The 23,588-nt window shown below is 67.3% G+C and carries 22 protein-coding genes and 1 pseudogene; 10 read left to right on the top strand and 13 right to left on the bottom strand.

Annotated features, from left to right (window positions below; translation table 11 throughout):
* Positions 1-93: 93 nt before the first annotated feature.
* Positions 94-861, top strand: a complete 768-nt coding sequence (gene mddA / locus MSP7336_RS15425; RefSeq protein ID WP_113964947.1) for a methanethiol S-methyltransferase — start codon at positions 94-96, stop codon at positions 859-861.
* A 19-nt stretch (positions 862-880) separates the two neighbouring features.
* On the opposite strand, the gene MSP7336_RS15430 is transcribed toward mddA, so the two are convergent.
* Positions 881-1,330, bottom strand: coding sequence for a DoxX family protein (locus tag MSP7336_RS15430; protein WP_069396263.1), 450 nt, complete (start codon positions 1,328-1,330; stop codon positions 881-883).
* Positions 1,331-1,414: 84 nt separating this feature from the next.
* On the opposite strand from MSP7336_RS15430, the gene MSP7336_RS15435 reads away from it, so the two are divergent.
* On the top strand, positions 1,415-1,723 hold the full coding sequence (locus MSP7336_RS15435; protein WP_069396264.1) for a hypothetical protein: 309 nt from the start codon (positions 1,415-1,417) through the stop codon (positions 1,721-1,723).
* Positions 1,724-1,726: 3 nt separating this feature from the next.
* Here MSP7336_RS15435 and glnA read toward each other — a convergent pair whose 3' ends face one another.
* Positions 1,727-3,163 carry a type I glutamate--ammonia ligase gene (gene glnA / locus MSP7336_RS15440; protein ID WP_069396265.1) on the bottom strand — a complete coding sequence of 479 codons (1,437 nt, stop codon included), beginning with the start codon at positions 3,161-3,163 and terminating at the stop codon, positions 1,727-1,729.
* A 205-nt stretch (positions 3,164-3,368) separates the two neighbouring features.
* On the opposite strand from glnA, the gene MSP7336_RS15445 reads away from it, so the two are divergent.
* Positions 3,369-3,800 (top strand): RDD family protein, encoded by a 432-nt coding sequence (locus MSP7336_RS15445; protein WP_069396266.1) that lies wholly within the window; start codon positions 3,369-3,371, stop codon positions 3,798-3,800.
* Between the two features lie 3 nt (positions 3,801-3,803).
* Here the strand turns inward: MSP7336_RS15445 and MSP7336_RS15450 are convergent, their stop codons facing one another.
* From MSP7336_RS15450 to sucB, 5 genes and pseudogenes are all read right to left on the bottom strand, one after another.
* Positions 3,804-4,556: a DUF4191 domain-containing protein gene (locus MSP7336_RS15450; protein WP_069396267.1), complete on the bottom strand. Its 753-nt coding sequence runs from the start codon at positions 4,554-4,556 to the stop codon at positions 3,804-3,806.
* A complete protein-coding gene (gene lipA, locus MSP7336_RS15455) occupies positions 4,556-5,494 on the bottom strand; it encodes a lipoyl synthase (RefSeq protein ID WP_069396268.1) in 939 nt (312 codons plus the stop codon). Before lipA ends, MSP7336_RS15450 begins: the two co-directional genes overlap by 1 nt.
* Positions 5,491-6,189, bottom strand: a complete 699-nt coding sequence (gene lipB, locus MSP7336_RS15460; RefSeq protein ID WP_069396269.1) for a lipoyl(octanoyl) transferase LipB — start codon at positions 6,187-6,189, stop codon at positions 5,491-5,493. The genes lipA and lipB overlap by 4 nt, the downstream gene beginning before the upstream one ends.
* Before the next feature lie 18 nt (positions 6,190-6,207).
* Entirely contained in the window at positions 6,208-7,119 is a 912-nt protein-coding gene (locus tag MSP7336_RS15465) for a TIGR01777 family oxidoreductase (RefSeq protein ID WP_069396270.1), read from the bottom strand.
* A 15-nt stretch (positions 7,120-7,134) separates the two neighbouring features.
* Positions 7,135-8,614: pseudogene (gene sucB / locus MSP7336_RS15470) on the bottom strand (2-oxoglutarate dehydrogenase, E2 component, dihydrolipoamide succinyltransferase).
* Between the two features lie 210 nt (positions 8,615-8,824).
* Here sucB and MSP7336_RS15475 point away from each other — a divergent pair.
* The 3 genes from MSP7336_RS15475 to MSP7336_RS15485 are packed head-to-tail and all read left to right on the top strand — an operon-like array spanning position 8,825 to position 12,544.
* Complete coding sequence (locus MSP7336_RS15475) at positions 8,825-10,588, top strand: SDR family oxidoreductase (protein WP_113964079.1); 1,764 nt, start codon at positions 8,825-8,827, stop codon at positions 10,586-10,588.
* A 42-nt stretch (positions 10,589-10,630) separates the two neighbouring features.
* Positions 10,631-11,107 (top strand): SRPBCC family protein, encoded by a 477-nt coding sequence (locus MSP7336_RS15480; RefSeq protein ID WP_113964080.1) that lies wholly within the window; start codon positions 10,631-10,633, stop codon positions 11,105-11,107.
* An 18-nt stretch (positions 11,108-11,125) separates the two neighbouring features.
* Complete coding sequence (locus tag MSP7336_RS15485; RefSeq protein ID WP_113964081.1) at positions 11,126-12,544, top strand: phytoene desaturase family protein; 1,419 nt, start codon at positions 11,126-11,128, stop codon at positions 12,542-12,544.
* 17 nt (positions 12,545-12,561) lie between these two features.
* On the opposite strand, the gene MSP7336_RS15490 is transcribed toward MSP7336_RS15485, so the two are convergent.
* Together MSP7336_RS15490 and MSP7336_RS15495 are read right to left on the bottom strand one after the other, a co-directional pair.
* Positions 12,562-14,094, bottom strand: a complete 1,533-nt coding sequence (locus tag MSP7336_RS15490; RefSeq protein WP_113964082.1) for a leucyl aminopeptidase — start codon at positions 14,092-14,094, stop codon at positions 12,562-12,564.
* Between the two features lie 11 nt (positions 14,095-14,105).
* Positions 14,106-15,197, bottom strand: a complete 1,092-nt coding sequence (locus MSP7336_RS15495) for an adenylate/guanylate cyclase domain-containing protein (RefSeq protein ID WP_415858489.1) — start codon at positions 15,195-15,197, stop codon at positions 14,106-14,108.
* Positions 15,198-15,269: 72 nt separating this feature from the next.
* Here MSP7336_RS15495 and gcvT point away from each other — a divergent pair, with 72 nt between their 5' ends.
* The 3 genes from gcvT (at position 15,270) to MSP7336_RS15510 (ending at position 19,378) form a co-directional block, all read left to right on the top strand.
* Positions 15,270-16,364 (top strand): glycine cleavage system aminomethyltransferase GcvT, encoded by a 1,095-nt coding sequence (gene gcvT / locus MSP7336_RS15500; protein ID WP_069396313.1) that lies wholly within the window; start codon positions 15,270-15,272, stop codon positions 16,362-16,364.
* Positions 16,365-16,386: 22 nt separating this feature from the next.
* Positions 16,387-17,493 carry a branched-chain amino acid aminotransferase gene (locus MSP7336_RS15505; protein ID WP_113964083.1) on the top strand — a complete coding sequence of 369 codons (1,107 nt, stop codon included), beginning with the start codon at positions 16,387-16,389 and terminating at the stop codon, positions 17,491-17,493.
* Positions 17,494-17,608: 115 nt separating this feature from the next.
* Complete coding sequence (locus MSP7336_RS15510; RefSeq protein ID WP_113964084.1) at positions 17,609-19,378, top strand: hypothetical protein; 1,770 nt, start codon at positions 17,609-17,611, stop codon at positions 19,376-19,378.
* On the opposite strand, the gene MSP7336_RS15515 is transcribed toward MSP7336_RS15510, so the two are convergent.
* From MSP7336_RS15515 to MSP7336_RS15530, 4 genes are read right to left on the bottom strand one after another with little or no spacing between them, the layout of a single operon-like run.
* Positions 19,368-20,099: an adenosylcobinamide-GDP ribazoletransferase gene (locus MSP7336_RS15515; RefSeq protein ID WP_069396278.1), complete on the bottom strand. Its 732-nt coding sequence runs from the start codon at positions 20,097-20,099 to the stop codon at positions 19,368-19,370. The two genes, MSP7336_RS15510 and MSP7336_RS15515, sit on opposite strands and share 11 nt — an antisense overlap.
* The gene (cobT, locus tag MSP7336_RS15520; RefSeq protein ID WP_113964085.1) at positions 20,096-21,142 is read right to left on the bottom strand and encodes a nicotinate-nucleotide--dimethylbenzimidazole phosphoribosyltransferase; all 1,047 of its coding nucleotides are present in this window, start codon (positions 21,140-21,142) and stop codon (positions 20,096-20,098) included. The genes MSP7336_RS15515 and cobT overlap by 4 nt, the downstream gene beginning before the upstream one ends.
* Positions 21,139-21,675: a bifunctional adenosylcobinamide kinase/adenosylcobinamide-phosphate guanylyltransferase gene (locus tag MSP7336_RS15525; protein WP_069396280.1), complete on the bottom strand. Its 537-nt coding sequence runs from the start codon at positions 21,673-21,675 to the stop codon at positions 21,139-21,141. The genes cobT and MSP7336_RS15525 overlap by 4 nt, the downstream gene beginning before the upstream one ends.
* Before the next feature lie 6 nt (positions 21,676-21,681).
* On the bottom strand, positions 21,682-22,299 hold the full coding sequence (locus MSP7336_RS15530) for a DUF3043 domain-containing protein (RefSeq protein ID WP_232321032.1): 618 nt from the start codon (positions 22,297-22,299) through the stop codon (positions 21,682-21,684).
* 141 nt (positions 22,300-22,440) lie between these two features.
* Between MSP7336_RS15530 and MSP7336_RS15535 the strand changes: the two genes are divergently transcribed.
* Complete coding sequence (locus tag MSP7336_RS15535; RefSeq protein WP_244917472.1) at positions 22,441-23,556, top strand: glycerate kinase; 1,116 nt, start codon at positions 22,441-22,443, stop codon at positions 23,554-23,556.
* The last annotated feature ends 32 nt before the right edge of the window (positions 23,557-23,588 follow it).

Here is a 23,588-nt window from a genome sequence, read left to right on the forward strand (position 1 = left end):
GACACGTGTCCGAGCGCCCCCACGGCCAGTGATTGAGGCAATCGCCTCATAGACAAACCTCTCACACCAAAGGAACCTCACATCATGACGACGATCAAGCGTTTCCTGGCGATCAGCTACGGCGCGGTCGCTTACCTGCTTTTCGTGGTGGCTTTTCTGTACGCAATCGGCTTCGTCGGCAACCTCTGGGTACCGCGCAGCGTCGATCACGCGATAGCGGCACCGACCGGGAAGGCATTCGCGGTGGACATCATCCTGCTGGGACTGTTCGCCATCCAGCACAGCGTGATGGCGCGTCCGGCGTTCAAACGATGGTGGACACGCGTCATACCTGAACCTATTGAACGCAGCACCTACGTGTTGCTGTCGGATTTGGTGCTGTTCCTGCTGTATTGGCAGTGGCGAACGCTCCCGGACGAGGTGTGGCATGTCGGCTACCAGGTCGGCCGGGTCGCGTTGTGGGTGCTGTTCTGGGTTGGCTGGGTCACCGTGTTCGCTGGATCATTTATGATCAATCACTTCGACTTGTTCGGGCTGCGGCAGGTATACGCCTTCTGGCGAGGAAACCCGTTGAGCGACCTTGGTTTTCGCACAACACTGCTCTATCGGGTGGTCCGTCACCCGTTGATGCTCGGCTTCATCCTCGCGTTTTGGGCCGCGCCGACGATGACGGTGGGGCGTCTGCTGTTTGCAGCAGCCAGCACCGCATACATTCTCGTCGCCGTACAGCTGGAGGAGCGTGATCTGGCGGCCACGCTCGGTGAGCAATACCTCGAGTACCGCCGCGAGGTGCGGATGCTGGTGCCGTTACCGCGCCGACAGCGCAACCATCCGCCGTCCACGGTGGCCGAGTCTTCGTAGCGAGGTAGCGGATCAGCGTTTACCGACGGTCGGACCACCGACTCGGCGACAGCGGCCCACGTGTCGAGCGGCGGTGCCTGCGGCGCGAATCCAGCGCAAACGCACCGCCGCCGACGAAGACCAACAGCAGGAACCCGAAGCAGTACAACACCGCGAGCTCACCGCGGTTGACCATCGGCCAAAATCCGTGCGGGAAGTGCTGCCAGAAATAGGCAACTGCCATCTCGCCGGATGCCACGAAGGCCGCCGCTCGGGTGAACAGCCCGATCGCGATGAGCGCGCCAGTGATCAGCTCAATCCAGCCCGCGTGGTACGCGGGCCATTGGCCGGCCGGGACCACGGGTCCTTGTGGCCAGCCGATCAGCTTGGACAGGCCATGGGATAAAAACAAAAATCCGAACACGACTCGAAACACGGCAATGGCCGACGACGAGCGCGCCGCAAGCCGGGCCTCCAAATTGCGCGTCATGCGCCGACCATAGCCGCTTGCCCGCACCACTGGGCATAATCTAAAGCCACCCAACATCGGGTACAGGTCCCCAGGGAGGCCGCGATGACGAGGTTCGTGCTCCGGATGGCCGTCGGTGCTTTAGCGGCGTTGGCTTCGATCGCGGTGGTGACGGTCGCGACGCCGGGCGTCAGCAACGCTGAGTGTGATCCCAACTGGTCGTACATTGTGGCGACCGGCGAGTGCAAACCGCCACCGCCACCGCCGGAATGGTGGACACCCCCGCCACCGTACGCGCCGATCTATGCGCCGCAGTCGGTGCCGCCGCCCCCGACAGACCCGCCGCCGTCGCCGTGGCCGGTCCACCCGGTGTGGGATCAAGCCCACCAGCAGTGGGTCTGGATCGGGATCTGATCCTTAAACGTCGAAGTACAGCGCGAACTCGTACGGATGCGGCCGCACGTTGATCGGCCCGATCTCGACTTCGCGCTTGTAAGCGATCCACGTCTCGATCAGGTCGGACGTGAAAACGCCGCCCTCCGTGAGGTATTCGTGGTCCGCTTCGAGACGGTCGATCACCGCGGCCAGCGAGGTCGGGGCCTGCGGAATGTTGGCGGCCTCTTCCGGCGGCAGCTCGTAGAGGTCCTTGTCGACCGGAGCCTGCGGCTCGATCTTTTTCTTGATCCCGTCGATGCCGGCCATCATCATCGCTGAGAACGCCAGGTAGGGGTTACCCGAGGAGTCCGGGCAGCGGAACTCCAGCCGCTTGGCCTTCGGGTTGTTACCGGTGATCGGGATACGCACGCATGCCGAGCGGTTGCGCTGGCTGTACACCAGGTTGATCGGCGCTTCGAAACCGGGCACCAGCCGCTTGTAGGAGTTGACCGTCGGGTTGGTGAATGCCAGCAGCGACGGCGCGTGGTGCAAAATGCCGCCGATGTAGTGGCGCGCGATGTCGGACAGGCCGGCGTAGCCGACCTCGTCGTAGAACAGCGGCCCGCCGTCCTTCCAAAGTGACTGGTGGGTGTGCATCCCCGAGCCGTTGTCGCCGAACAGCGGCTTGGGCATGAACGTGACCGTCCTGCCGTGCTGCCAGGCCGTGTTCTTGACGATGTACTTGAACAGCATCAAGTCGTCGGCGGCATGCAGCAAAGTGTTGAATTTGTAGTTGATTTCGGCCTGGCCGCCGGAGCCCACCTCGTGGTGCCCCTTCTCGAGCACGAAACCGGCGTTGATCAAGTTGGTCAGCATCTTGTCGCGGAGGTCGACGTACTGGTCGTTGGGTGCGACGGGGAAGTAGCCACCCTTGGGGCGGACCTTGTAGCCGCGGTTGGGGAGGCCGTCGGCCTCGGTCGCCGCGCCGGTGTTCCACCAGCCGGAGATGGCATCCACTTTGTAGAACGAGCTGTTGGTCGTCGAATCGAACGAAACCGAGTCGAAGATGTAGAACTCAGCCTCGGCGCCGAAGTAGGCCGTGTCGGCGATTCCGGTGCTCTTGAGGTAGTTCTCCGCCTTGCGGGCGACATTGCGCGGGTCGCGTGAGTAGGCCTCGCGGGTGAACGGGTCGTGCACGAAGAAGTTCAGGTTCAGCGTTTTAGCTTCGCGGAAGGGATCGATCTGAACGGTCTGCGGGTCGGGCAGCAAGATCATGTCCGACTCGTGGATCGACTGGAAGCCGCGGATCGACGATCCGTCGAATGCCAGCCCGTCTTCGAAGACGCTCTCGTCGAACCCTGACGCCGGAATCGTGAAGTGTTGCATCACACCCGGCAGATCGCAGAAGCGAACGTCGACGAACTCGACCTTGTTGTCTTTGATGAGTTTGAAGATGTCGTCGGCCGTCTTCTCGGACACCGAGGCGCTCTCCTTTACTGAGGGCATCGAGTCTAATGCGGTCATGAGGCGCTCTCTCCTTTACTGGCCGTATCGGTGACCCGATCAGACCGTAGGGATGTGATGTTGCCCGGCAGTCAACCGCGTGTTGCGCTGACGTTACGCGACCCGGTTGGCCAGGGTTAGGTCGGGGTTAGGCCGGGTGTGTGCACTTTATCCTGGGGCCATGCCCCGCAGCATCGGATCCTGGCTTTCTGGTCCGCCCGGCGAGACGCTCGAGTTGCCGGAGTCCGGACCGGGTTCGCTAGCCGGGATCGGCCGCCGGTTCACCGCGCTGCTGGTCGACTGGTTAGTGGCATACGGGCTGGCCGGGCTGGGCGCGACGCTCGGGCTGGTCCCGCGCAGCGCGCTGGCGACGGCGGTGCTGGTCGTGTGGCTGGTGCTCGGCATAGTCGCGGTTCGGTTGTTCGAGTTCACGCCGGGCCAGTTCGCGCTCGGGTTGCGGGTGGCCTCGATCGACGGTCGCCTGCACGTGGGGCTCGGGCGCGCCGCGCTGCGCGGGGTGCTGATCGCGTTGGTGATTCCGGCGTTGTTCGTCGACGCCGACGGGCGCGGCCTGCAGGACCGGGTGACCGGCACCGCGGTCGTGCGGAGATAGCGGCTAGCGCCGACGCACGGTGCGCTGCACTCCGCGCATCTTTGCGGCGCCGGGCAGCGGTCCCTTGGGCATGGCGGGCCCGCTGGCACGCGAACCCAGCGCGGCCAGCCGGGACTCCAGCGAGTCCAATTGCTTGACGTTGATGTTGGCCGGCAGCCGAGTCAGGTGGCGCTCCAGCTTGGCCAGCGGAATCTCGCCCTCACCGTTGCCGACGACGATGTCGTAGATCGGCACGTCCCCGACAAGCCGTGCGGTGCGCTTCTTCTCCTGGGCCAGCAGCGGCTTGACCCGGGCCGGCGACCCCTCCGCCACCAGGATGACGCCGGGCCGCCCCAGCACCCGGTGCACCGCGTCGAAGTTGCCGGTCGCCGCCACACCTGGGGTGACGCGCCACTTGCCGCGCAGGTTGTCCAGTACCCACGCCGCCGCGCCGGTCTGTCCTTCGGCCTTCCGGTACACCGAACGCTGCGCGCGCCGGCCGAAGATGATGAACGCCACCAAGGCGCCCAGCACCACACCCAGCGGGATCATCATGAAAGCGCTGAGGCCGCCGGCGGGCAACGCCACGGCCACCGATATCCCCACGATCAGCACAAACGCGCCGATCATGTAGGGCAGCAACCGCTTGTCTTCTTTGCGTTGGATGTTGAAGGCCTGCCACAGCTGAATGCGCCGTTCTTTGGCGGCGGCCTTTCGGGCTGCCTTCGCCTCAGCTCTGGCGGCCTTGTTCGCCGCGGCACTACGGGTTTTCGCCATTAGTTCAGGATACGGTCGGGCCGGCCCTGCACGGCCTGCTGGTAGAGCCGCCCGGCCCGGTAGGAGGAACGCACCAGCGGACCCGCCAGCACCCCGGCAAACCCGAGTTCCTCGGCGTAGCGCGAGTACTCGACGAACTCTTCCGGGCGGACCCACCGCTCGACCGGGTGGTGCCGCACGGACGGTCGCAGGTATTGGGTGATCGTGACGAGGTCGCAGCCGGCGGAATGCAAGTCCCGCAGCGCGGCACGCACTTCGTCGGGAGTCTCGCCCAATCCGAGGATCAAGTTGCTCTTGGTGACCAGCCCGAACTCGCGCGCCGCGGTGATCACGTCGAGGCTGCCCTGGTAGGTGAATGCGGGCCGGATCCGCTTGAAAATGCGCGGCACCGTTTCGACGTTGTGCGCCAACACTTCCGGGCGAGACTCGAACACCTCGCGAAGCCGGCCGGGAACGCCGTTGAAGTCGGGGATCAGCAGTTCGACCCCGGTCGATGGGTTGAGCGCCTTGATGGCGCGCACCGTCTCGGCGTACAGCCACGCCCCGCCGTCGGGCAGGTCGTCGCGGGCCACCCCGGTCACCGTGGCGTATCGCAGGCCCATCGCCTGCACACTCTCGGCGACCCGGCGAGGCTCGTCACGGTCCAGGGCGGCGGGCTTGCCGGTGTCGATCTGGCAGAAGTCGCAACGGCGGGTGCACTGATCGCCGCCGATCAAGAAGGTGGCCTCGCGGTCTTCCCAGCACTCGTAGATGTTCGGGCAGCCGGCTTCCTCGCAGACCGTGTGCAGCCCCTCGCGCCGGACCAGACTCTTCAGCTCGGTGTACTGCGGACCCATCCGCATCCGCGTCTTGATCCACGGCGGCTTGCGCTCGATGGGGGTCGCCGCGTTGCGCACCTCCAGGCGCAGCAGTTTCCGACCCTCCGGAGCGACAGTCACGTAGTCGATGCTACGCGGGCGGATGCCTGCTCCAGCACCGCGAGCGCCCCGTCGAGCGCGTCACACACGGCGTCGGCAACGGCGCAGCGAACATCGTCGACACCGACGCGGTGACCCAGTTCGGCGGTCAACGACGTCACTCCGGCATCGGTGATGCCGCACGGCACGATCCGTCCGAACGCGTCCAGGTCGCAATCACAGTTGAGCGCAAAGCCGTGCAGCGTCGTCGCCCGCGACACCCGAACCCCGATAGCGGCGACCTTGCGGGCGGGCCGACCCGCACCGGTGGGCACCCACACCCCGGAGCGGCCTTGGACGCGGCCCACGTCCAGGCCCAGGTCCGTGCAAACCTTGATCAGCGATTCCTCAAGGCGGCGAACGTAATTGACCACATCAAGCGGCTCCGTCAGCCCGATGATCGGATAGCCGACGAGTTGGCCTGGTCCGTGCCAGGTGATCTTGCCGCCGCGGTCGGTGTCGACGACGGGCGTGCCGTCAACCGGCCGTTCGTGCGGCATGGTGCGCCGCCCGGCGGTATAGACCGACGGGTGCTCCAAAAGCAGCAGGGTGTCGGGGCCGCCGGCCACCCGGGTGTCGGCCAGTTCGCGTTGCAGGCGCCACGCGGCCTGGTAGTCGATCGTGCCGAGTTGACGGACTTCGACGGGATTCGCGCTCGAGCGGATAGAGCTCACAATGGCCTCACAACGGCCACGTTACGCGAAGACGGGTCGGGCGGTGGCGTAGGCCAGCGCCTCGCCGATGGTGTTGTGGTGGAACTGGAATCCGGCGCGCTCCAGCGCGGCCGGGATGGCGCGCTGGCCACACAGCAAACCCTCATCGGCGAACTCGCCGATTGCGGCGCGCACCGCGAATCTGGGCATCACCAGCGGGGTGGGCCGGTTCAGCGCGCGGCCGAGCGCTGCGGTGAATTCGCCGTTTGTCACCGGTGCCGGTCCGGTCATGTTCACCGGACCGGACAGGCCACGATGGCTGAGCGCGAACTGCAGCGCCCGTATCTCGTCTTCGAGGCTGATCCACGACAGGTATTGACGTCCGTTGCCGAGCCGGGCGCCCAGGCACACCGAGAACAACGGACGCATCCGGCTCAGCGCGCCGCCCGACGGGGCCAGCACCACTCCGGTGCGAGCCAGGACCACTCGAACGCCCGCTTCTTGGGCGGGTGCGGTGGCCGCCTCCCAGTCCTCACACAGCTGCGCCAGGAAACCTGTTCCTGCCGAAGCGTTTTCGTCCGCGACCCGGTCTTTGGTGTTGCCGTAGTAGCCGACGGCGCTGGCGTTGACGAGTACTGAAACTCCGGCTTCGGCAGCGGCTGCCGACAGCACTTCGGTCGGGGTGATACGGCTGTCCCGCAGGTTCTGTTTGAACGCACCCGACCAGCGTCGCTGCCCGACATTGATCCCGCAGAGGTTGACCACGGCGTCGACTCCGCTCAACGCCGACGCGTCCAGTTCGGCGCTTGCCGGGTTCCAGTGCACCTCGTTGCCGTTTGCCGGTGTGCGGCGCACGATTCGCACCACCCGATGGTCGGCGGCGCGCAGCGCGGACACCAAAGCCGAGCCGATCAGCCCGGAGGACCCGGCGACCGCGATGACGGCTTTGGCCACGACTGGAAAGCCTTCCTACAAACCCAAATCGGCCTCGAAAGCACCTTCTTCGAGTCGATGCCTGATGGTAGTCAGAAAACGTCCGGCATCGGCACCGTCGATCAGCCGATGGTCATAGGTCAGCGGCAGATAGCACACCGACCGCACTCCGATGGACTCGTTGCCGTTCTCGTCGACCACGACCCGTGGTCGCTTGACGATGGCCCCGGTGCCCAGCATGGCGGCTTGAGGCGGTACCAGGATCGGGGTGTCCAGCAGCGCCCCTTGGCTGCCGATGTTGGTGATGGTGAAGGTGCCCCCGGACAGCTCGTCGGGCTTGAGGTCGCCCGAGCGTGCCCGCGCGGCGATGTCGGCGATGGCGCGTGCCAGACCGGCCAGCGACAGGTCGCCGGCGTTGTGGATGACCGGAGAGAGCAGCCCCTGCTCGGTGTCGACGGCGAACCCGAGATGCTCGGCGTCGTAGTAGGTGATCTCTTTGGTCTCTTCGTTGTAGCTGGCGTTGATGTTGGGGTGCACCTTGAGCGCATCGATCACGGCGCGGGCGATGAACGGCAGGAAGGTGAGGTTCACCCCTTCCCGTTCGGCGAACGCCGCCTTGGCCCGGGCCCGCAGCGCGACGATCTTGGTCATGTCGACTTCATGGGTCTGAGTCAGCTGCGCCGTGGCCAGCAGAGACTCGCGGGTCTTGTTGGCGGTGATCTGGCGAATCCGGCTGGCCTTTTGGGTGGTGCCGCGCAGGTGGGCCAGCGCGGGTGCCGGTGTCGCAGCGGCTGGTTTGGCGGCAGCGGCCGGGGCTTGCGGCGCCGCAGCCGGTGGCGGAGCCTTCTTGGCCTCGGCCGCCGCCAGCACATCTTGCTTGCGGATGCGCCCGCCCACGCCGGTGCCGCGCACCTGGGTGAGGTCAATGTTGTTTTCAGCAGCCAGCTTTCGGACCAGCGGGGTGACGTAGGGCGTGCCTGATGCACCGTCCGGGGGCGCTGCCGCGGGCGGCGGCGCGGCGGGCGCTGGGGTGGGGGTGGGTGCCGGGGGGGGGGCAGGCCGGGCTCTTGTACACAGCCGGCGGCGGCGACGGAGNAGCAGCAACCAGAGCCGCAAGCGCAACCGGAGCCGCAAGCCCAGGCCGAGCCGCAAGCCCCGCCCGAGCCGGCGCCGGCTCGGGCGGGGCTTGCGGCTCGGCCTGGGCTTGCGGCTCCGGTTGCGCTTGCGGCTCTGGTTGCTGCTCGGGTTCGGGTGTGGGCGTGGCCGCGGGTTGCTCGCCGGCTTCACCGATGATGGCGAGTTCACCGCCGACCTCGACGGTGTCGTCTTCTTTGGCGATGATCTTGGTCAGCACGCCGGCGGCCGGCGAGGGGATTTCGGTGTCGACCTTGTCGGTGGAGACCTCCAGCAGCGGCTCGTCAACCTCGACTGTGTCGCCTTCTTGCTTGAGCCAGCGGGTGACCGTCCCCTCGGTGACGCTTTCGCCGAGTGCCGGCATCTGGACGGAGAAGGCCATCTCTGTTGACTCCTCGATCGTCGGTCGGTCAGGAGGGTTCGACCTCTGGCTTACCACAGCATCCTTCCATTGCTGCGCGAACGGCATACACCCAGGGCAGAGCGGACCCTTGACACCCACGCAAGGCCGGGGCAGTGTCGAATTTCGCTTGCTACCAAGGGTATGGGCTACTGGCCGTCACAGTAAGTCTCAGCGGGTCGGGAGGGTTTCATGGCGACGGTTGCTCCGCGGTTCGTCTACAGCGCCGACGACGTCCGCCTCGCGGTGTACGAAGAGGGCAACGCGGACGGTCCCACCGTGGTGCTGGTACACGGTTGGCCGGATTCCCACGTGTTGTGGGACGGCATTGTTCCGCTGCTGGCCGACCGGTTCCGGATCATCCGCTACGACAACCGCGGGGTCGGCGGCTCCTCGGTGCCCAAGCCGGTTTCGGCGTACACCATGGAGCGTTTCGCCGATGACTTCGCGGCGGTCATCGAAGAGTGCAGTCCGGGCCGGCCGGTGCATGTGCTGGGTCACGACTGGGGCTCGGTAGCGGTGTGGGAGTACCTCGGCCGGGCCGGCGCCGGTGACCGGGTCGCGTCGTTCACCTCGGTGTCGGGGCCGAGCCAGCATCATCTGGCGAACTACATCCGGGCGGCACTGCGGCGTCCCTACCGGCTGCCGACATTCGTCCGGGCGCTCAGCCAAGCGGTCCGGCTCAGCTATATGGCGTTCTTCTCGATACCTGTGCTGGCCCCGCTGGTCATCCGGGCAGCACTGTCCAGCGCGAAAAGTCGGCGCCGCATGGTCGACGGCGTCCCCGTCGCGCGCATTCACCACTCCGATCACATCGCCAGCGACGCGGCTAACTCAATAAAGGTGTATTCCGCCAACTACTTTCGTTCGCTGGTGCGTCCCCGGCGTGACCATTACGTGGACGTGCCGGTGCAACTTGTCGTCAATACCGAGGACCCATACGTGCGGCCATCAAGCTACGACGGCACCGTTCGCTGGGCGCCGCGGCTGTGGCGCCGCGACATCAAAGCCGGTCACTGGTCGCCGATGTCGCACCCGCAGGCGTTGGCGGACGCCGTGCACGAGTTCGTCGACCTTACCGAAGGGAAGGAGCCCAGCCGGGCGATGCGGCGTGCGCAGGTGGGTGGTCGGCGCGCGTACTTCACCGACACTTTGGTGTCGGTGAGCGGCGCCGGCAGCGGGATTGGCCGCGCAACCGCGTTGGCATTCGCGCGTGAAGGCGCCGAGCTGGTGGTCAGCGACATCGACGAAGCCACCGTCAAGGAAACCGCCGCTCAGATCGTGGCGGCCGGCGGCGTCGCACACCCGTATGTTCTCGACGTCGCCGACGCCGAGGCGGTGGAGGCGTTCGCTGCGCAGGTCTGCGCTGCGCATGGCGTCCCCGACGTGGTCGTCAACAACGCCGGTATCGGGCAGGCGGGCCGGTTCTTGGACACCCCGCCCGAGCGGTTCGACCACGTGATCGACGTCAACTTCGGCGGTGTGGTCAACGGCTGCCGGGCATTCGGACGCCGGCTCGTCGAGCGCGGCACCGGCGGCCATATCGTCAATGTCGCCTCGATGGCGGCCTACCTGCCGTCGCAGGCACTGAACGCGTACTGCACGTCCAAAGCTGCGGTGTACATGTTCTCCGACTGCCTGCGGGCCGAACTCGACGCCGCCGGGGTCGGGTTGACCACGATCTGCCCCGGCATCATCGACACCAACATCGTGCACACCACCGAGTTCGACGCGCCACCGGGAGCCGAAGAGCGAGCTGACAAGCGACGTGGTCAGCTGGAAAAGCTGTTCGCTGCACGGCATTACGGGCCGGACAAGGTCGCCGCGGCCATTGTGTCCTCGGTGAAGAAGAACAAGGCGATTCGGCCGGTGGCACCGGAAGCCTACCTGGGCTACGGGCTGGCCCGGGTGCTGCCGCAGGCGCTGCGCAGTATCGCCCGCCAGCGGTTGGTGTAGGCGGCCACGCTTAATTCGCACCCGCCGCGGGTACTCGCAGGCATGGCTGCGACACGAACTGCGACACGAACACTGTCGGCGACGCGCGACCTCCACGCCTCCTGTCAGCGCGTATGGGAGGTACTCGCCAACGGGTGGACCTACAGTCAGTGGGTGGTCGGCAACAGCCGCACCCGGGCGGTCGACCCGGACTGGCCGGAGCCCGGTGCCGCCATCCGGCACTCGATCGGCGTGTGGCCGCTGGTTATCAACGACCAGACCTCCGTCGAAAGCTGTGTGCCTTTGCACGAGCTGGTGCTGCGAGCGGGCCTAGGGCCACTCGGCGCAGCACGAATCACCATGCGCCTGACCGAGATCCCGGAGGGCTGCCGAGTGGAGATGTTCGAGGTGCCTGCCGAGGGACCGGTCAGACTTATCCCGGACCGGTTGACACTGCTTGCGATTCATCCGCGCAATCGCGAGTGCATTCTGCGGCTGGCCGCTCTCGCCGAACGGCTCGAGCCAAGTCAGGTGAAGTGACCGATAGGTGCGCTGGGCGTGAGCCAATTCGATGCTGTGGTGGTGGGCTCCGGTCCGAACGGACTCGCCGCCGCGGTCACCTTGGCCGAAGCGGGCCGAAGCGTTCTCATCCTGGAAGGCGCAGACACCCCGGGTGGGGGAGCGCGGTCCGGAAACGTCACCGGCGACGACTCGATTCACGACATCTGCTCGGCAATCCATCCACTCGCGATGGCTTCGCCGGCCTTCCGGCGTTGGCCGCTGGCCGACTATGGGCTGGAATGGATCTTCGCGCCGATAGAGGTTGCCCACGCGCTCGACGGTGACCGTGCCGCCGCACTCCATCGTGATGTCGACGAAACCGCCGCCGGACTCGAGCGCGACCGCGCGGCATACGCGGATCTGCTGAACCCGTTGGTATCACGCGGTATCAACCTGTTCGACAGCATCCTCGATCCGTTTCCACCCAGGCATCCGCTGACACTCGCGAACTTCGTCCGTCTCGGGATTCCTTCTATCGCAGGCTTTTCCAAGCGACACTTCACAGGCGACATGGCACCCGCTTTGCTGGCCGGGATGGCCGCGCACTCATTCATGCCGCTCACACGTATGGGCACCAGCGCGGTCGCACTGATGTTTGCGGTCAGTGCGCACCGCACCGGTTGGCCGATGGCGCGGGGCGGCTCGCAACAGATCGCCGATGCGCTGCTGGCCTACTTCGGGCACCTTGGGGGCGAAATCCGGCTCGGCCACTGGGTGCGGAGGCCGTCGGATGTGCCGGCATGCCGCGCGTTGCTGCTGGACGTGTCGCCCACCCAGGTGCCAGGAATTCTCGGTGACTGCTTGTCGAAGCGGCATCGCCGACGATTCACGAACTACAAATACGGCCCGGGGCTTTGCAAAGTCGACTACCTGCTTGACGGCCCCATTCCGTGGCGCGCCGAAGAGTGCCGGCGCGCCGGCACCGTCCACCTCGGCGGCACCCTCGGCGAGGTCGCCGGGGGCGAGGCGGCGGTGACCCACGGCGATCATCCGGAGAAGCCGTTTGTGCTGCTCGCTCAGCAGAGCCGGTTCGATCCAACCCGCAGCCCGAACGGCGGGGAAACGGTGTGGACGTATTGCCATGTTCCCAACGGCTCCGGCGTGGACATGTCGGACGCGATCGAAAAGCAGATCGAGCGGTTTGCTCCCGGCTTCACCGACCGCGTCGTCAAGAAAGCGACGGTGACCGCAAAAGAAGCAGAAGCCCACAACCCGAATATGTGCGGCGGAGTGATCGACGGTGGATTCCACGACCCGCTTCGATACGTTGCGAATCTGGCCGCGGGACTGTGGCCGTACAAGCTGCCGGCCCGCGGTGCCTACCTCTGCTCGTCGTTCACCCCGCCCGGCCCAGGGGTTCACGGCATGCCCGGCTACCTGGCCGCCCGCAGCGCCCTGCGTAAAGAGCTGCGCTGATCGGACTCGGCGCGGGTCTAGCCGTTTTCGGCGATGTCCTCCAAGACGGCGAACATGGTGCGAGTCGGCACGCCGGTGCCGCCCTTGGGGGTGTAGCCCCAGGGGCTCCCGGTGTTGTACGCCGGCCCGGCAACGTCGATGTGCGCCCAGGCCACTCCGTCGCCGACGAATTCGCGCAGGAAAACCCCGGCGACCAGCATCCCGGCGAACCGCTGTCCGCTGACATTGGCCAGGTCGGCCACCGTCGACTTCAGATCGTCCTTGAGTTCGTCGGGCAGCGGCATCGGCCACGCGTTTTCGCCCACCCGCTGCGAGATGGCAGCCACCCGATCCCGGAACTCGTCGCTGCCCATCACTCCCGGCGTGCGCGCACCGAGCGCAACTGTCTGCGCGCCGGTCAACGTCGACGTCTCGATCAGGTAGTCGGGGTTGTCTTCGCAGGCCCGCACGATGGCGTCGGCCAGGATGAGTCGGCCCTCGGCGTCGGTGTTGAGCACCTCGACCGTCGTGCCGCCGTACTGGGTGAGTACGTCACCGGGGCGTTGCGCGGTCGCCGAGGGCATGTTCTCGGCCATCGGCACGGTCGCGACGACGTCGATTGGCAGCTTTTGTCGCGCGGCCAGTGTCACGGTCGCGATGACCGCCGCGGCCCCGCCCATATCCGAGGTCATGTGGTGCATGGACGCCGCCGGTTTGATCGAAATACCGCCGGTGTCGAAGGTGATGCCCTTACCGACCAAGGCCACCTTCTTGGCCTGCCCGGGTTTTTTGGCCAGCCGTGATCCGCGATGGGTCAGCCGGACCAGCCGCGGCGGCCGCGACGAGCCCTTGCCCACCCCGATCACACCGCCGAAGCCGGCCTTTTGCAGCGCCTTATCGTCGAGCACTTCCACTTCGAGGCCGGCCGCTTCACCCAAAGCCTTTGCCCGCTGGGCGAATTCCGCCGGAAACAGGTGACTCGGCGGGGTGTTGACCAGGTCGCGCGCGCAGGCTACCGCGGCTGCAACCGCGGCGGCGTGTTCGGCGTCGCCTTTGGCATCTCTGGCCGTAGAAAGCGCTGTGATCTTGGCCAGACCGGGATCTTTGGGTGCGGTCTTATCGGTGCGGAACTCGGTAAACCGATAGCTGCCCAGCGCCAGCCCCTCGACCGTGGCGGCGGTGTCCAGGTGGCTCAGTGTGGTGATGACGGCTTCGGCGCCGTTCGCCGCGCGGGCCGCCGCGCCGGCGGCCCGACGGATCACATCGGTGGGCCAGGGATCGCGCGGTGTGCCCAGACCGACGGTCAGCACGCTGGCTACCGGCAGCGAGGACACCACCAGCCGATGGACCTGTTCTTTGGCGCCGGTCGCGTTCAGTGCCCGCAGCCCGGCCTCGATCTCGGCGACCGCATCCGCGGCCAAAAATGGGTCGGCGACGGCGACCGCGCCGGGCTCGTTCTCGTCATCGGTTGAGACGACGGGCACGATCAGGACTGCCTTGGCGGTGCCCCGACGGGGTAGCGCAGAGGCGACGGTGACGGCGGGGGGCTGGTAGCCGGGTTCGGTGCTCACAGGGCACCACCCTAACGATGAGCGGTCAGGCTCAATGCGTACGCTGTCACTGGTTCGTCGAAACCCTTGAGTGTCAACGGATCCTGCACAGTTGCGGGCCAGTCGGGCAACTCATTGTGCACCTGCTCGGCAACGAGGATCTGCCCCGGCGACGCGGCGGCGACGAGCCGGGCCGCCAGATTCACCGGATTGCCGAAGTAGTCGCCGTTGATGGCCAGCATCTCGCCGTAACCCAAACCGGCGCGCACCTGCAATCCGGCTTCCCGCGCACGTGGATGGTCGACGAGATCGACCGCCGCCTTGGCCAGCTGTTCGGCGCTCGGACTCACCCACATCACCGCGTCGCCGATGAATTTGACCACCCTTCCACGGTCGGCTTGCACCACGTCGGAGACGGTGGCGGAAAAACCCTTGAGCAAGTTCGACAATTCCGCGGGCGTGAGCAACTGAGTCAGCGCGGTGAAGCCGGACAGGTCCACGAAACCTACGCCGCACATCAGGCCCGCCGACGGGCCCCTCGTGATGCCCTCGATGAAGGTTCGGGTGCTGGTGAGGTGGTGGCGGTGGACGGCGTCCATCAGCGCCCCGATCCTCGGAACAAACGCCGCGACCTTGCGGAAGGCCTGAGCCGTGGCGAGTTCATCGTTGGTGTGTCCGATCCACACCTCCGGTTGACCGAATCGGATCATGGCCGACTCGGCGTCGGCAAGCCGGGCCATGGCGGCGCCCAGGACCCGCAGCGTGCCGGACACGGCCTCCTCGCTGAACTGCTCATTCAGCGCCATGCAGGTCGCCAAGGCGTCGACGTCGGCCTGGCTCAACGTGGGGGTATCGGCGTCCGGCGCGGCCAGACCGAGCAAGGCCCAGAAGTGCGCGACGTCCTCGACCGGCACGCCCAGTGCCTCGGCGGCGCTGGACAAGGTGTGAATCGGCGGCCCCGACCACTGCAGGGCATCGCCGGCGAGTCCGAACAGGCGGCCGCGGCGCTCGGCGTCGACCATCTGCTCCGCGGTGAACCCGAGACTGTCCAGATACTCGATCAGCGGTGCCCGCTCGCGCGCGTTGGCGATCCCCGCACCTTGCAGGGCCTCGAAATCGACCACCTGATTAGTGTGGAGCATCGTGACCGAGCCGTCGACGATGCAGAGCGAAGCGATGAGGAGGAGCGGCGCTTGATGCCTCAGCCCCAACACGGACCGCTCGAAGATCGCCACCGCGAGCTGGGCGCCACCTTCGCCGAATTCAGCGGCTGGCTGATGCCGGTGTCGTATGCGGGAACCGTCAGCGAGCACACCGCGACCCGCAACACCGTCGGCCTGTTCGATGTCAGCCATCTGGGCAAGGCGATCGTGCGCGGGCCGGGCGCCGCGGAGTTCGTCAACTCCACGCTGACCAATGACCTGAACCGCATCGGCCCCGGCAAAGCGCAATACACGTTGTGCTGCACCGAATCCGGCGGCGTCATCGACGACCTGATCGCCTATTACGTCGCCGACGACGAGATCTTCCTGGTGCCCAACGCCGCCAACACCGCCGCCGTGGTTGCCGCGCTGCAGGCCGCGGCGCCGCCGGGCATCACGATCACCAACCAACACCGGTCGTTCGCGGTGCTCGCGGTGCAGGGCCCTCGATCAGTCGAGGTGCTCGCGGAGCTGGGCCTGCCGACCGGCATGGACTATATGGAATACGCCGACGCCTCGTTCTCCGGGGTGCCGGTGCGGGTGTGCCGCAGCGGATACACCGGTGAGCACGGGTACGAGCTGTTGCCGCCCTGGGATTCGTCGGCTGTGGTGTTCGACGCGCTGGTGGCCGCGGTGAAGCAGGTCGGCGGGCAGCTGGCCGGTCTTGGCGCCCGCGACACGTTGCGCACCGAAATGGGCTATCCCCTGCATGGCCATGAACTCTCGGCTGAAATCTCTCCGCTGCAGGCCCGCTGTGGCTGGGCGATCGGCTGGAAGAAAGAGGCGTTTTTCGGCCGCGACGCGCTGCTGGCCGAGAAGGCCGCGGGGCCGCGGCGAACGCTGCGCGGATTGCGAGCGCTGGCCCGTGGTGTTCTGCGGGCCGGGCTGACTGTGCTCGACGGGGACACCAAGGTCGGGGTCACCACGTCGGGAACGTTCTCGCCGACACTGCAGGTCGGCATCGCGTTGGCGCTGGTCGACACCGACGCCCACGTCGAGGACGGTCAGCACGTCACCGTGGACGTCCGGGGCCGGGCGCTGGAATGTGAAGTGGTGCGACCGCCATTCGTCGAACCGAAAACTCGCTAGCGTGCGGTTATACAATCGCCCCATGCCCAGCGGCCTCCTCGAGTTCCGGGTTTCGCGCGCCGCAAAGCCGGCGAGCGACGAGGAGCGCGAAGCGATCCTGGCCGACCCCGGCTTCGGCAGATACTTCACCGACCACATGGTGTCGATCGACTACACCGCCGACCAGGGGTGGCATAACGCCAGGGTGATCGGCTACGGCCCCATCGAACTGGACCCCTCGGCGATCGTGCTGCACTACGCGCAGGGAGTGTTCGAAGGGCTCAAGGCGTACCGCTGGGCGGATGGGTCGATCGTGGCGTTCCGGGCCGAGGCAAACGCCGCCAGGATGCGGTCCTCGGCACGGCGAATCGCGATCCCCGAGCTGCCCGAGGAGCTGTTCATCGAGTCGTTGCGACAGCTGATCGCCGTCGACAAGGCATGGGTGCCGCCGGCGGGAGGCGAGGAGTCGTTGTATCTGCGGCCGTTCGTGTTCGCCACCGAGCCGGGGCTCGGGGTGCGCCCGGCCAACCAATATCGGTATCTGGTGCTGGCGTCGCCGGCGGGCGCGTACTTCCCACGCGGCATCAAGCCGGTGACGGTGTGGGTGTCGACGGAGTACGTGCGGGCCAGTCCGGGCGGCACCGGTGCCGCCAAGTTCGGTGGTAATTACGCCGCGTCGCTGGTGGCCCAGGCTCAAGCCGCCCAAAACGGTTGCGAACAGGTGGTTTGGCTGGATGCCAGCGAGCGGCGCTACATCGAAGAGATGGGCGGAATGAACATCTTCTTCGTCTTCGGCAGCGGCGGGTCGGCGCGGCTGGTCACCCCCGAGCTGTCCGGCTCACTGCTGCCCGGCATCACCCGAGACTCGTTGCTGCAGTTGGCGACCGACGCTGGATTCGCCGTCGAGGAGCGCAAGATCGATATCGACGAGTGGCAGAAGAAGACCGCTGCCGGCGAGATCACCGAGGTGTTCGCCTGCGGTACCGCCGCCGTCATCACACCGATCGCGCACGTGAAGTACGGCGATGCGGAATTCACCGTTGCCGACGGCGAACCCGGTGAAGTGACGATGGCGCTGCGCGACACCTTGACCGGAATCCAGCGCGGCACCTTCGCCGACACCCACGGCTGGATGTCGCGGCTGGACTGAGCCAGCGGGCGCTGGGGTTTTGTAAATCCTTGTGGTTTCGCGGTTTTCCCGCGCCTCCGTCGTCTGGCGAGCCAGAATTGGGTGCCCTGTGTAAGCGATCGAGAGGAGCTTCAACGTGGCACTCGTATCGGGATTCGACCCGGCCAACAGCGGACAGCAGCCGGTCGATGTCAACGAAAACCCTGTGCCCGTCGGGGTATGGGGGGATTCCAGCACCGGCGGCGGAGTCTTCGGTACCAGCGGACCGTTGCCGAGCGGCGTATCCATTCCCATCGATCCGCCGGCCGGGGTCGAAGGGCACAGCGCGGACCGGCCGGGCGTGGTCGGTCGCAGCATCACAGCAAGCGGGGTGGTGGGGGAAAGTCAAGACGCGCCGGGCGTGCTGGCCCGCAGCTCCGCCTCCGGCCTGCTGGGGGTGACATTCAGCCCGACCGACGATGCGCACGGCGTCTTCGGCTCGAGCACCACCGGTGGAAACGGGGTTACTGGCTTCGTGGGCGGCACGACCGGCGTGATCGGCAACAGTATCCGCGGCACCGGCGTACACGGCATAACCGGCACCGGCACCGGCGTGATCGGTGAAAGCTTCGGTGACGACGGGCTGGCGGGCCCCGGCGTGTGGGGCAACAGCCCGGTATCGGTCGGTGTGCTGGGGTTCAGCAACTCCACCGATGGCAGCAGAGGCGTCACCATCGGTGAGGGCTTCGGGGTCTATGGCGCGCATTTCTCCGACGATCCGGGAGGCGGTGTCACGGGGATCAGCACGACGGGCACCGGCGTCATCGGCGAAAGCCTGGGTGGCGGTGGTGGCGGCGGGGCTGGACCCGGTGTGCATGGCCATAGCGACGTCGCCGTCGGCGTTCGTGCGGTCAGCGGGCCCACAAACGGCAGCGAAGCCCTCACATTCGGTTCCGGTCACGGCGTTTCAGCCGTACATTTTTCGGCCCAACCCGGTGGCGGGGTCTCGGGGCTGAGTGTCATCGGCAACGGTGTCGAGGGGTTTACCTATGCCAGCATCCGGCAGAACAGCGATGTCGCGGCGGTGCGCGGGCAAAGCGCCAACGGGTACGCCGGATTGTTTGTGGGCCAAGTGCGCGTGGCCGGTCACCTGAGCAAGAGTGGCGGCGGGTTCACCGTCGATCACCCGACCGATCCGGACAACAAATACCTTTCGCATTCGTTCGTCGAATCGCCGGAGATGCTCAACGTCTATAGCGGCACCGTCACGACCGATAAGGACGGGACGGCGCGTGTCGAGTTGCCGTCGTATTTCGAAGCGCTCAACCGTGACTTCCGCTATCAGCTCACCGTTATCGGAGACTTCGCTCGCGCCGTCGTCTCCGAGGAAATCAAGAACAACGGATTCACCATCCGAACAGACGCCGGCAAGGTGAAGGTGTGCTGGCAAGTCACCGGTGTCCGCAAGGACGCCTGGGCCGAAGCCAACCGGATTGCGGTGGAGCAAGAGAAGCCCGACGGCGAGCGAGGCCGCTACCTGCACCCCGAGCTGTTCGGCAAGAAAGCGGTCGCAATCCATCCGGGCCCCACGGCCCGCCTCGCGGAAGTTCTGCCCGAGGAACTCCGAGATCGCGCCGAGCGGTTGGTTTCCGACCTGGACGCCACGGACGCGGCGGAGGTTAAGGACCTGTCCGGCCGGCTGGAGGAAGGCAGGCGATGGCTGCAGGAGCAGGCTGAGGCCGGGCGTGCTCGGCTCGAGGAGAGGTTGCGAGCAGTGGAAGGCATGCCATCGGCCGTCGACAGCCCAGACGCGGCCAAGCGGCGGCTGCAGGAGCGGGCCGCGGCCGGACGCGCCCAACTCGATGAGCAGTGGCGCGCGGTGCAGGAAATCGTCGAAAAGATGCGGCCCGGATCGGCTAGCCGATAGCCAGCCCGACCGCCACCACCGTCGTCGTCAGTTCGATTGCTGCGCCGAGCACGTCACCGCTGACGCCGCCGAACCGGCGCACGCAGTGGCCGACCAGCACCGCGCCGCAGCTGAGTCCCACCAGGACCGCGACCGGACCCTGCCATAGCCGCGAAGTGGCCGTCAGCGACACCGCGGCCAGCGCAATGACCCAGGCCGCAACCACCGACACCGGCTGCGTGCCGGCCACCCGGGCGCCCAGGACACTGCCTTCGGCCGCGGGCACCGACCGGCGACACGCCACGACCGCCGCAACCCGGCCCGCACAGACGGCGACGACGATCGCCACCGCACCCAGCGCCGCGAATGCCAACCCCTGCAGCATGATCACCAACACGATTGCGGCCACGCCGAACGGTCCGGTCGCACCGTCGCGCATCACCTGCCGCGCGCGTTCAGGCGGGCCGTAGCAGCCCAGCCCGTCGGCGGTGTCGGCCACACCGTCGATGTGCAGCCCACGCGTCGCCAGCAACAGCGCGGCCACGGCCAGCAGTCCGGTCAGCGGATTGCCTGCGCCGAATGCCAGCGCAGCGGCCCACACCACCGCGGCGGCCAGGGCGCCCAGCGCCGCACCGACCACCGGCAGCGCGGTCACTACACCGCCGCTGAGCGGGCGGTTCGCCGCGCCGTGCAAGGGCAGTACCGTACCGAACCCGAAAGCTGTTGCCAGCGAGCGGATCACTGATCATCCCGATTGGACACGCCCGCCGCGGAGAAGGTCGACATCGACGACAGCGCGGCCACCGCGGCCCGCAGTACCGGCACCGCCAAGGCCGCCCCGGTGCCCTCACCGAGCCGCATCCGCAGGTCCAGAATCGGGTCGAGCTCCAATGCGGCCAAGGCCAGCTGGTGCGCAGGTTCGGGGGAGCGATGACCGGCCTGCCACCATTGCCGGGCCCCGGGCGCCAACCGCTCGGCCAGCAGCGCCGCGGCCGTCACCGCCACACCATCGAGCAGCATCGGGGTCCGCCGAACAGCGGCCTGCGCGCAGAACGCGGCCATCGCCGCCAGATCCGCGCCGCCGCAGCAACGCAGCAAGCCGATCGGATCCGAGGTCACCGACCGGGCACGGTACAGCGCGTCACGCACCGCCGCGGTCTTACGCATCCAGCCCGCATCGTCGATGCCGGTCCCGTGCCCCACGATCACAGCCGGTTCGGTGTCCGTCAGCGCCGCGACCAAAGTCGTTGCCGCAGTGGTATTTCCGATACCCATATCTCCGGCGATCAGCAGATCGGCTCCAGCGTCGACCTCCTCATCGGCGATCCGCCGGCCGGCGTCGATTGCGGCGGAGGTCTCCTGCGGGGTCAACGCATCCTCGACGGCGATGTTGCCGCTGCCGCGGCGCACCTTGTGTGCGCCGATCCGTTCCGAGAGCGCGTCGGCGTCGACGGCCAGGTCGGCGACCCGGACTGCCGCGCCGGCGATCTGGGCAAGCGTGTTGATCGCCGCGCCGCCGCTGTCGATATTGGCCACCATCTGGGCGGTGACCTCCGGCGGGTAAGCCGATACCCCCGATCGGGTGACGCCGTGGTCGCCGGCGAACACGACCACCCGGACCTGCTCGAATTGCCTTGGCGGACAGGTTCCCTGGCATGACGCGACCCAAACTGACAGGTCTTCGAGACGTCCCAGTGCGCCCGCCGGCTTGGTCAACGTGTCCTGGCGGACGCGGGCAGCGTTTGCGGCGTCAGCGTCGGGGGATGGTATCGGGGGAAACGTCATCGCATCTCCGCCGGCTTGATGTGCAGCGGCTGGCCGGCCACCATGAGGACCACCCGGTCGCATAACGCGGCCAGCCGCTGATTGAGCGCACCCAACTCGTCGGTGAACCGGCGCCCGGACGCAGTGGCAGCCACTATGGTCAGACCGACTTCGTGACTGACCAGGACCAGCGGCGAAGCAAACGAGGCCACCGCTGCGAGCAGGTCGTCGACGTCCGCCGCGACCGAACCGTCCTCCCAACCCCGTCGGTCCAACGCCGCGCTGAGCCAGCACCCGAGGTCGTCGACCAGGGTGGGGGTTGTCGGTTCTTGACGCAATTGTGTTGCGACGTCGTCACTTTCCACCGTCAGCCAATGTTCAGGCCTGCGGTCGCGGTGCTCGGCAACTCGTCGCAGCCAGGCCGGGTCGGTGTCGAGCACCGGGCCGGTGGCCAAAAAGCGCACCGGCTCAAGCGGTTCGAGCGCCTCGGCGATCGCTGCTTGCGCCCACAGTGATTTGCCCGACTTTATTCCGCCGAGCACCAGAGTCCGCACGGTGGATTAGGCAGGCTTGCTGCCGCGTTTGACCTGCGGCCGTGGTGCCCGCATGCGGCGCAGCTGCGATGCCCTGCCGGCAGCGTAAAGTCCTATTCTCCAACGACTTTCGGTGTTATCGGGGAACTTCTCGTCAACCATTCTGCTGACCTTACGGCCCAGGATGACCCCGTCGATCACCATCAGGAGCATCAACACCATCATCGCCGGAGACAGCAGCAATTGCAGTTGCGGAACAGCGAACATGATGAGCAGCAACGCGATTGCCGACGGCGTGAACAGGCCCAGCAGGTTGCGCCGGCTGTCCACCACGTCGCGGACGAACCGGCGGACCGGGCCTTTGTCGCGCGGCAGCAAGTAGTCCTCGTCGCCAGCCAGCATGCGCTCCCGGCGTTCTGCCATCGCCGCTCGACGCATAGCGCTCTGGGCTTTGCGTTCTTCGCGGCTGAGCTTCGGCCCGGCGATTGACTTGCGGCGGGCACGGGCTTCGACGGCGGTCATCGGCGCCGGCGGGACGGGGCCGCGGCGCCGATCGGCGCGCTTGGGTGTAGGCCGGCCCTTCGGGGCGGTCGTGCGCGATCCGCGAGAGACCGGCGCAGACGCCCCGGCGTCGTCGTCCTGCACCTCGGCGGCGTCCTCGCCGGGGGCGGCGCTGTCGTCTTTGTTACGGCCCAGGAGCTTCACAATTGCCAGGTTACTTCGCAGGCCGTCGGCTCGATCAACCTCTGTCGGTGCCGACAACTTGGCCGGCTTTACGCTTGCCTGATGACTGGGTCGGGAGCCGCGGTCTGCGCCCACCCCCCGATGCGAGTACTGATCGCTCCGGATAGCTACGGGGACACGCTGACCGCGGTGGAGGCGGCCGGCGCGATCGCCGCGGGGTGGAGCAGGGCACGTCCCAGTGATCAGTTCACCATCGTGCCGCAATCCGATGGCGGGCCAGGCTTCGTCGGCGTGCTGGCCGACCGGGTTGGCGAGCGGCGCCGGCTACTGGTGTCCGGCCCGCTGGATGGCGAGGTGGAGGCCGAGTGGGTGTTCGATCCCACTTCCTCGACGGCGTACCTGGGTTGTGCACAGGCCTGCGGGCTGGCCCTGCTCGACGGACCGCCGACACCCCAGACCGCGCTGGCCGCACACAGCCGGGGCGTCGGCCAGCTCATCGCGGCGGCCCTGGCGGCCGGGGCGGCGCAGGTCGTGGTCGGGCTGGGCGGTAGTGCCTGCACGGACGGCGGTCGGGGCCTGATCGACGAACTCGGCGGGCTGGACGTCGCGCGGCAGCGGCTGGCCGGGATCGAGCTCGTCGCCGCCTGTGACGTGGAATACCCGCTGCTGGGGCCGTGGGGCGCCGCCCGGATCTTCGGCCCGCAGAAAGGTGCCGACGCCGAGACGGTCATCGAGCTGGAAAACCGGCTCAGGGCCTGGGGTGCTCAGCTGGACGCAGCGGCCGGCCGGGAGGTCAGCGCTGAGCAGGGTGCGGGCGCGGCCGGTGGCCTCGGAGCGGCGTTGCTGGCGCTGGGCGGCCGGTGTGCATCGGGCGCCGCGATCATCGCCGAGCACACCCGCCTGGCAGACGACATCGCCGCCGCCGACATCATCGTCACTGGTGAGGGGCGGTTCGACGAGCAGTCGCTGCACGGCAAGGTGGTCGGGTCGCTGGCGGCGGCCGCCCGGTTGTGCGAGAAGCCGGTGCTGGTGCTGGCCGGCCAGGTGGATCTCGACGAAACAGCGCAGCGGTCAGCGGGCATCCTGGCTGCCTTCGCGATCGCCGACTACGCGGGTTCGGTGCGGTTGGCCCTGGCCGACGCCGCCAACCAGCTCATGGGGCTGGCGGCGGCGACGGCGGCGCGACTCGGGAATAGCGCGCCGACAAGGTACCGTTGACACCGTGGGTTCTCGCCCAGCGATCGCAATGA

Origin of the sequence: Mycobacterium shimoidei, assembly GCF_900417275.1 — a bacterium.
Taxonomy (GTDB): Bacteria; Actinomycetota; Actinomycetes; order Mycobacteriales; family Mycobacteriaceae; genus Mycobacterium; species Mycobacterium shimoidei.

Coding starts and splice junctions, on each gene's coding strand:
- MSP7336_RS15430 (WP_069396263.1), bottom strand. CDS start 1,330: ATGACGCGCAATTTGGAGGCCCGGCTTGCGGCGCGCTCGTCGTCGGCC.
- MSP7336_RS15435 (WP_069396264.1), top strand. CDS start 1,415: ATGACGAGGTTCGTGCTCCGGATGGCCGTCGGTGCTTTAGCGGCGTTG.
- MSP7336_RS15445 (WP_069396266.1), top strand. CDS start 3,369: ATGCCCCGCAGCATCGGATCCTGGCTTTCTGGTCCGCCCGGCGAGACG.
- MSP7336_RS15450 (WP_069396267.1), bottom strand. CDS start 4,556: ATGGCGAAAACCCGTAGTGCCGCGGCGAACAAGGCCGCCAGAGCTGAG.
- MSP7336_RS15475 (WP_113964079.1), top strand. CDS start 8,825: ATGGCGACGGTTGCTCCGCGGTTCGTCTACAGCGCCGACGACGTCCGC.
- MSP7336_RS15480 (WP_113964080.1), top strand. CDS start 10,631: ATGGCTGCGACACGAACTGCGACACGAACACTGTCGGCGACGCGCGAC.
- gcvT (WP_069396313.1), top strand. CDS start 15,270: ATGCCTCAGCCCCAACACGGACCGCTCGAAGATCGCCACCGCGAGCTG.
- MSP7336_RS15505 (WP_113964083.1), top strand. CDS start 16,387: ATGCCCAGCGGCCTCCTCGAGTTCCGGGTTTCGCGCGCCGCAAAGCCG.
- cobT (WP_113964085.1), bottom strand. CDS start 21,142: ATGACGTTTCCCCCGATACCATCCCCCGACGCTGACGCCGCAAACGCT.
- MSP7336_RS15535 (WP_244917472.1), top strand. CDS start 22,441: ATGACTGGGTCGGGAGCCGCGGTCTGCGCCCACCCCCCGATGCGAGTA.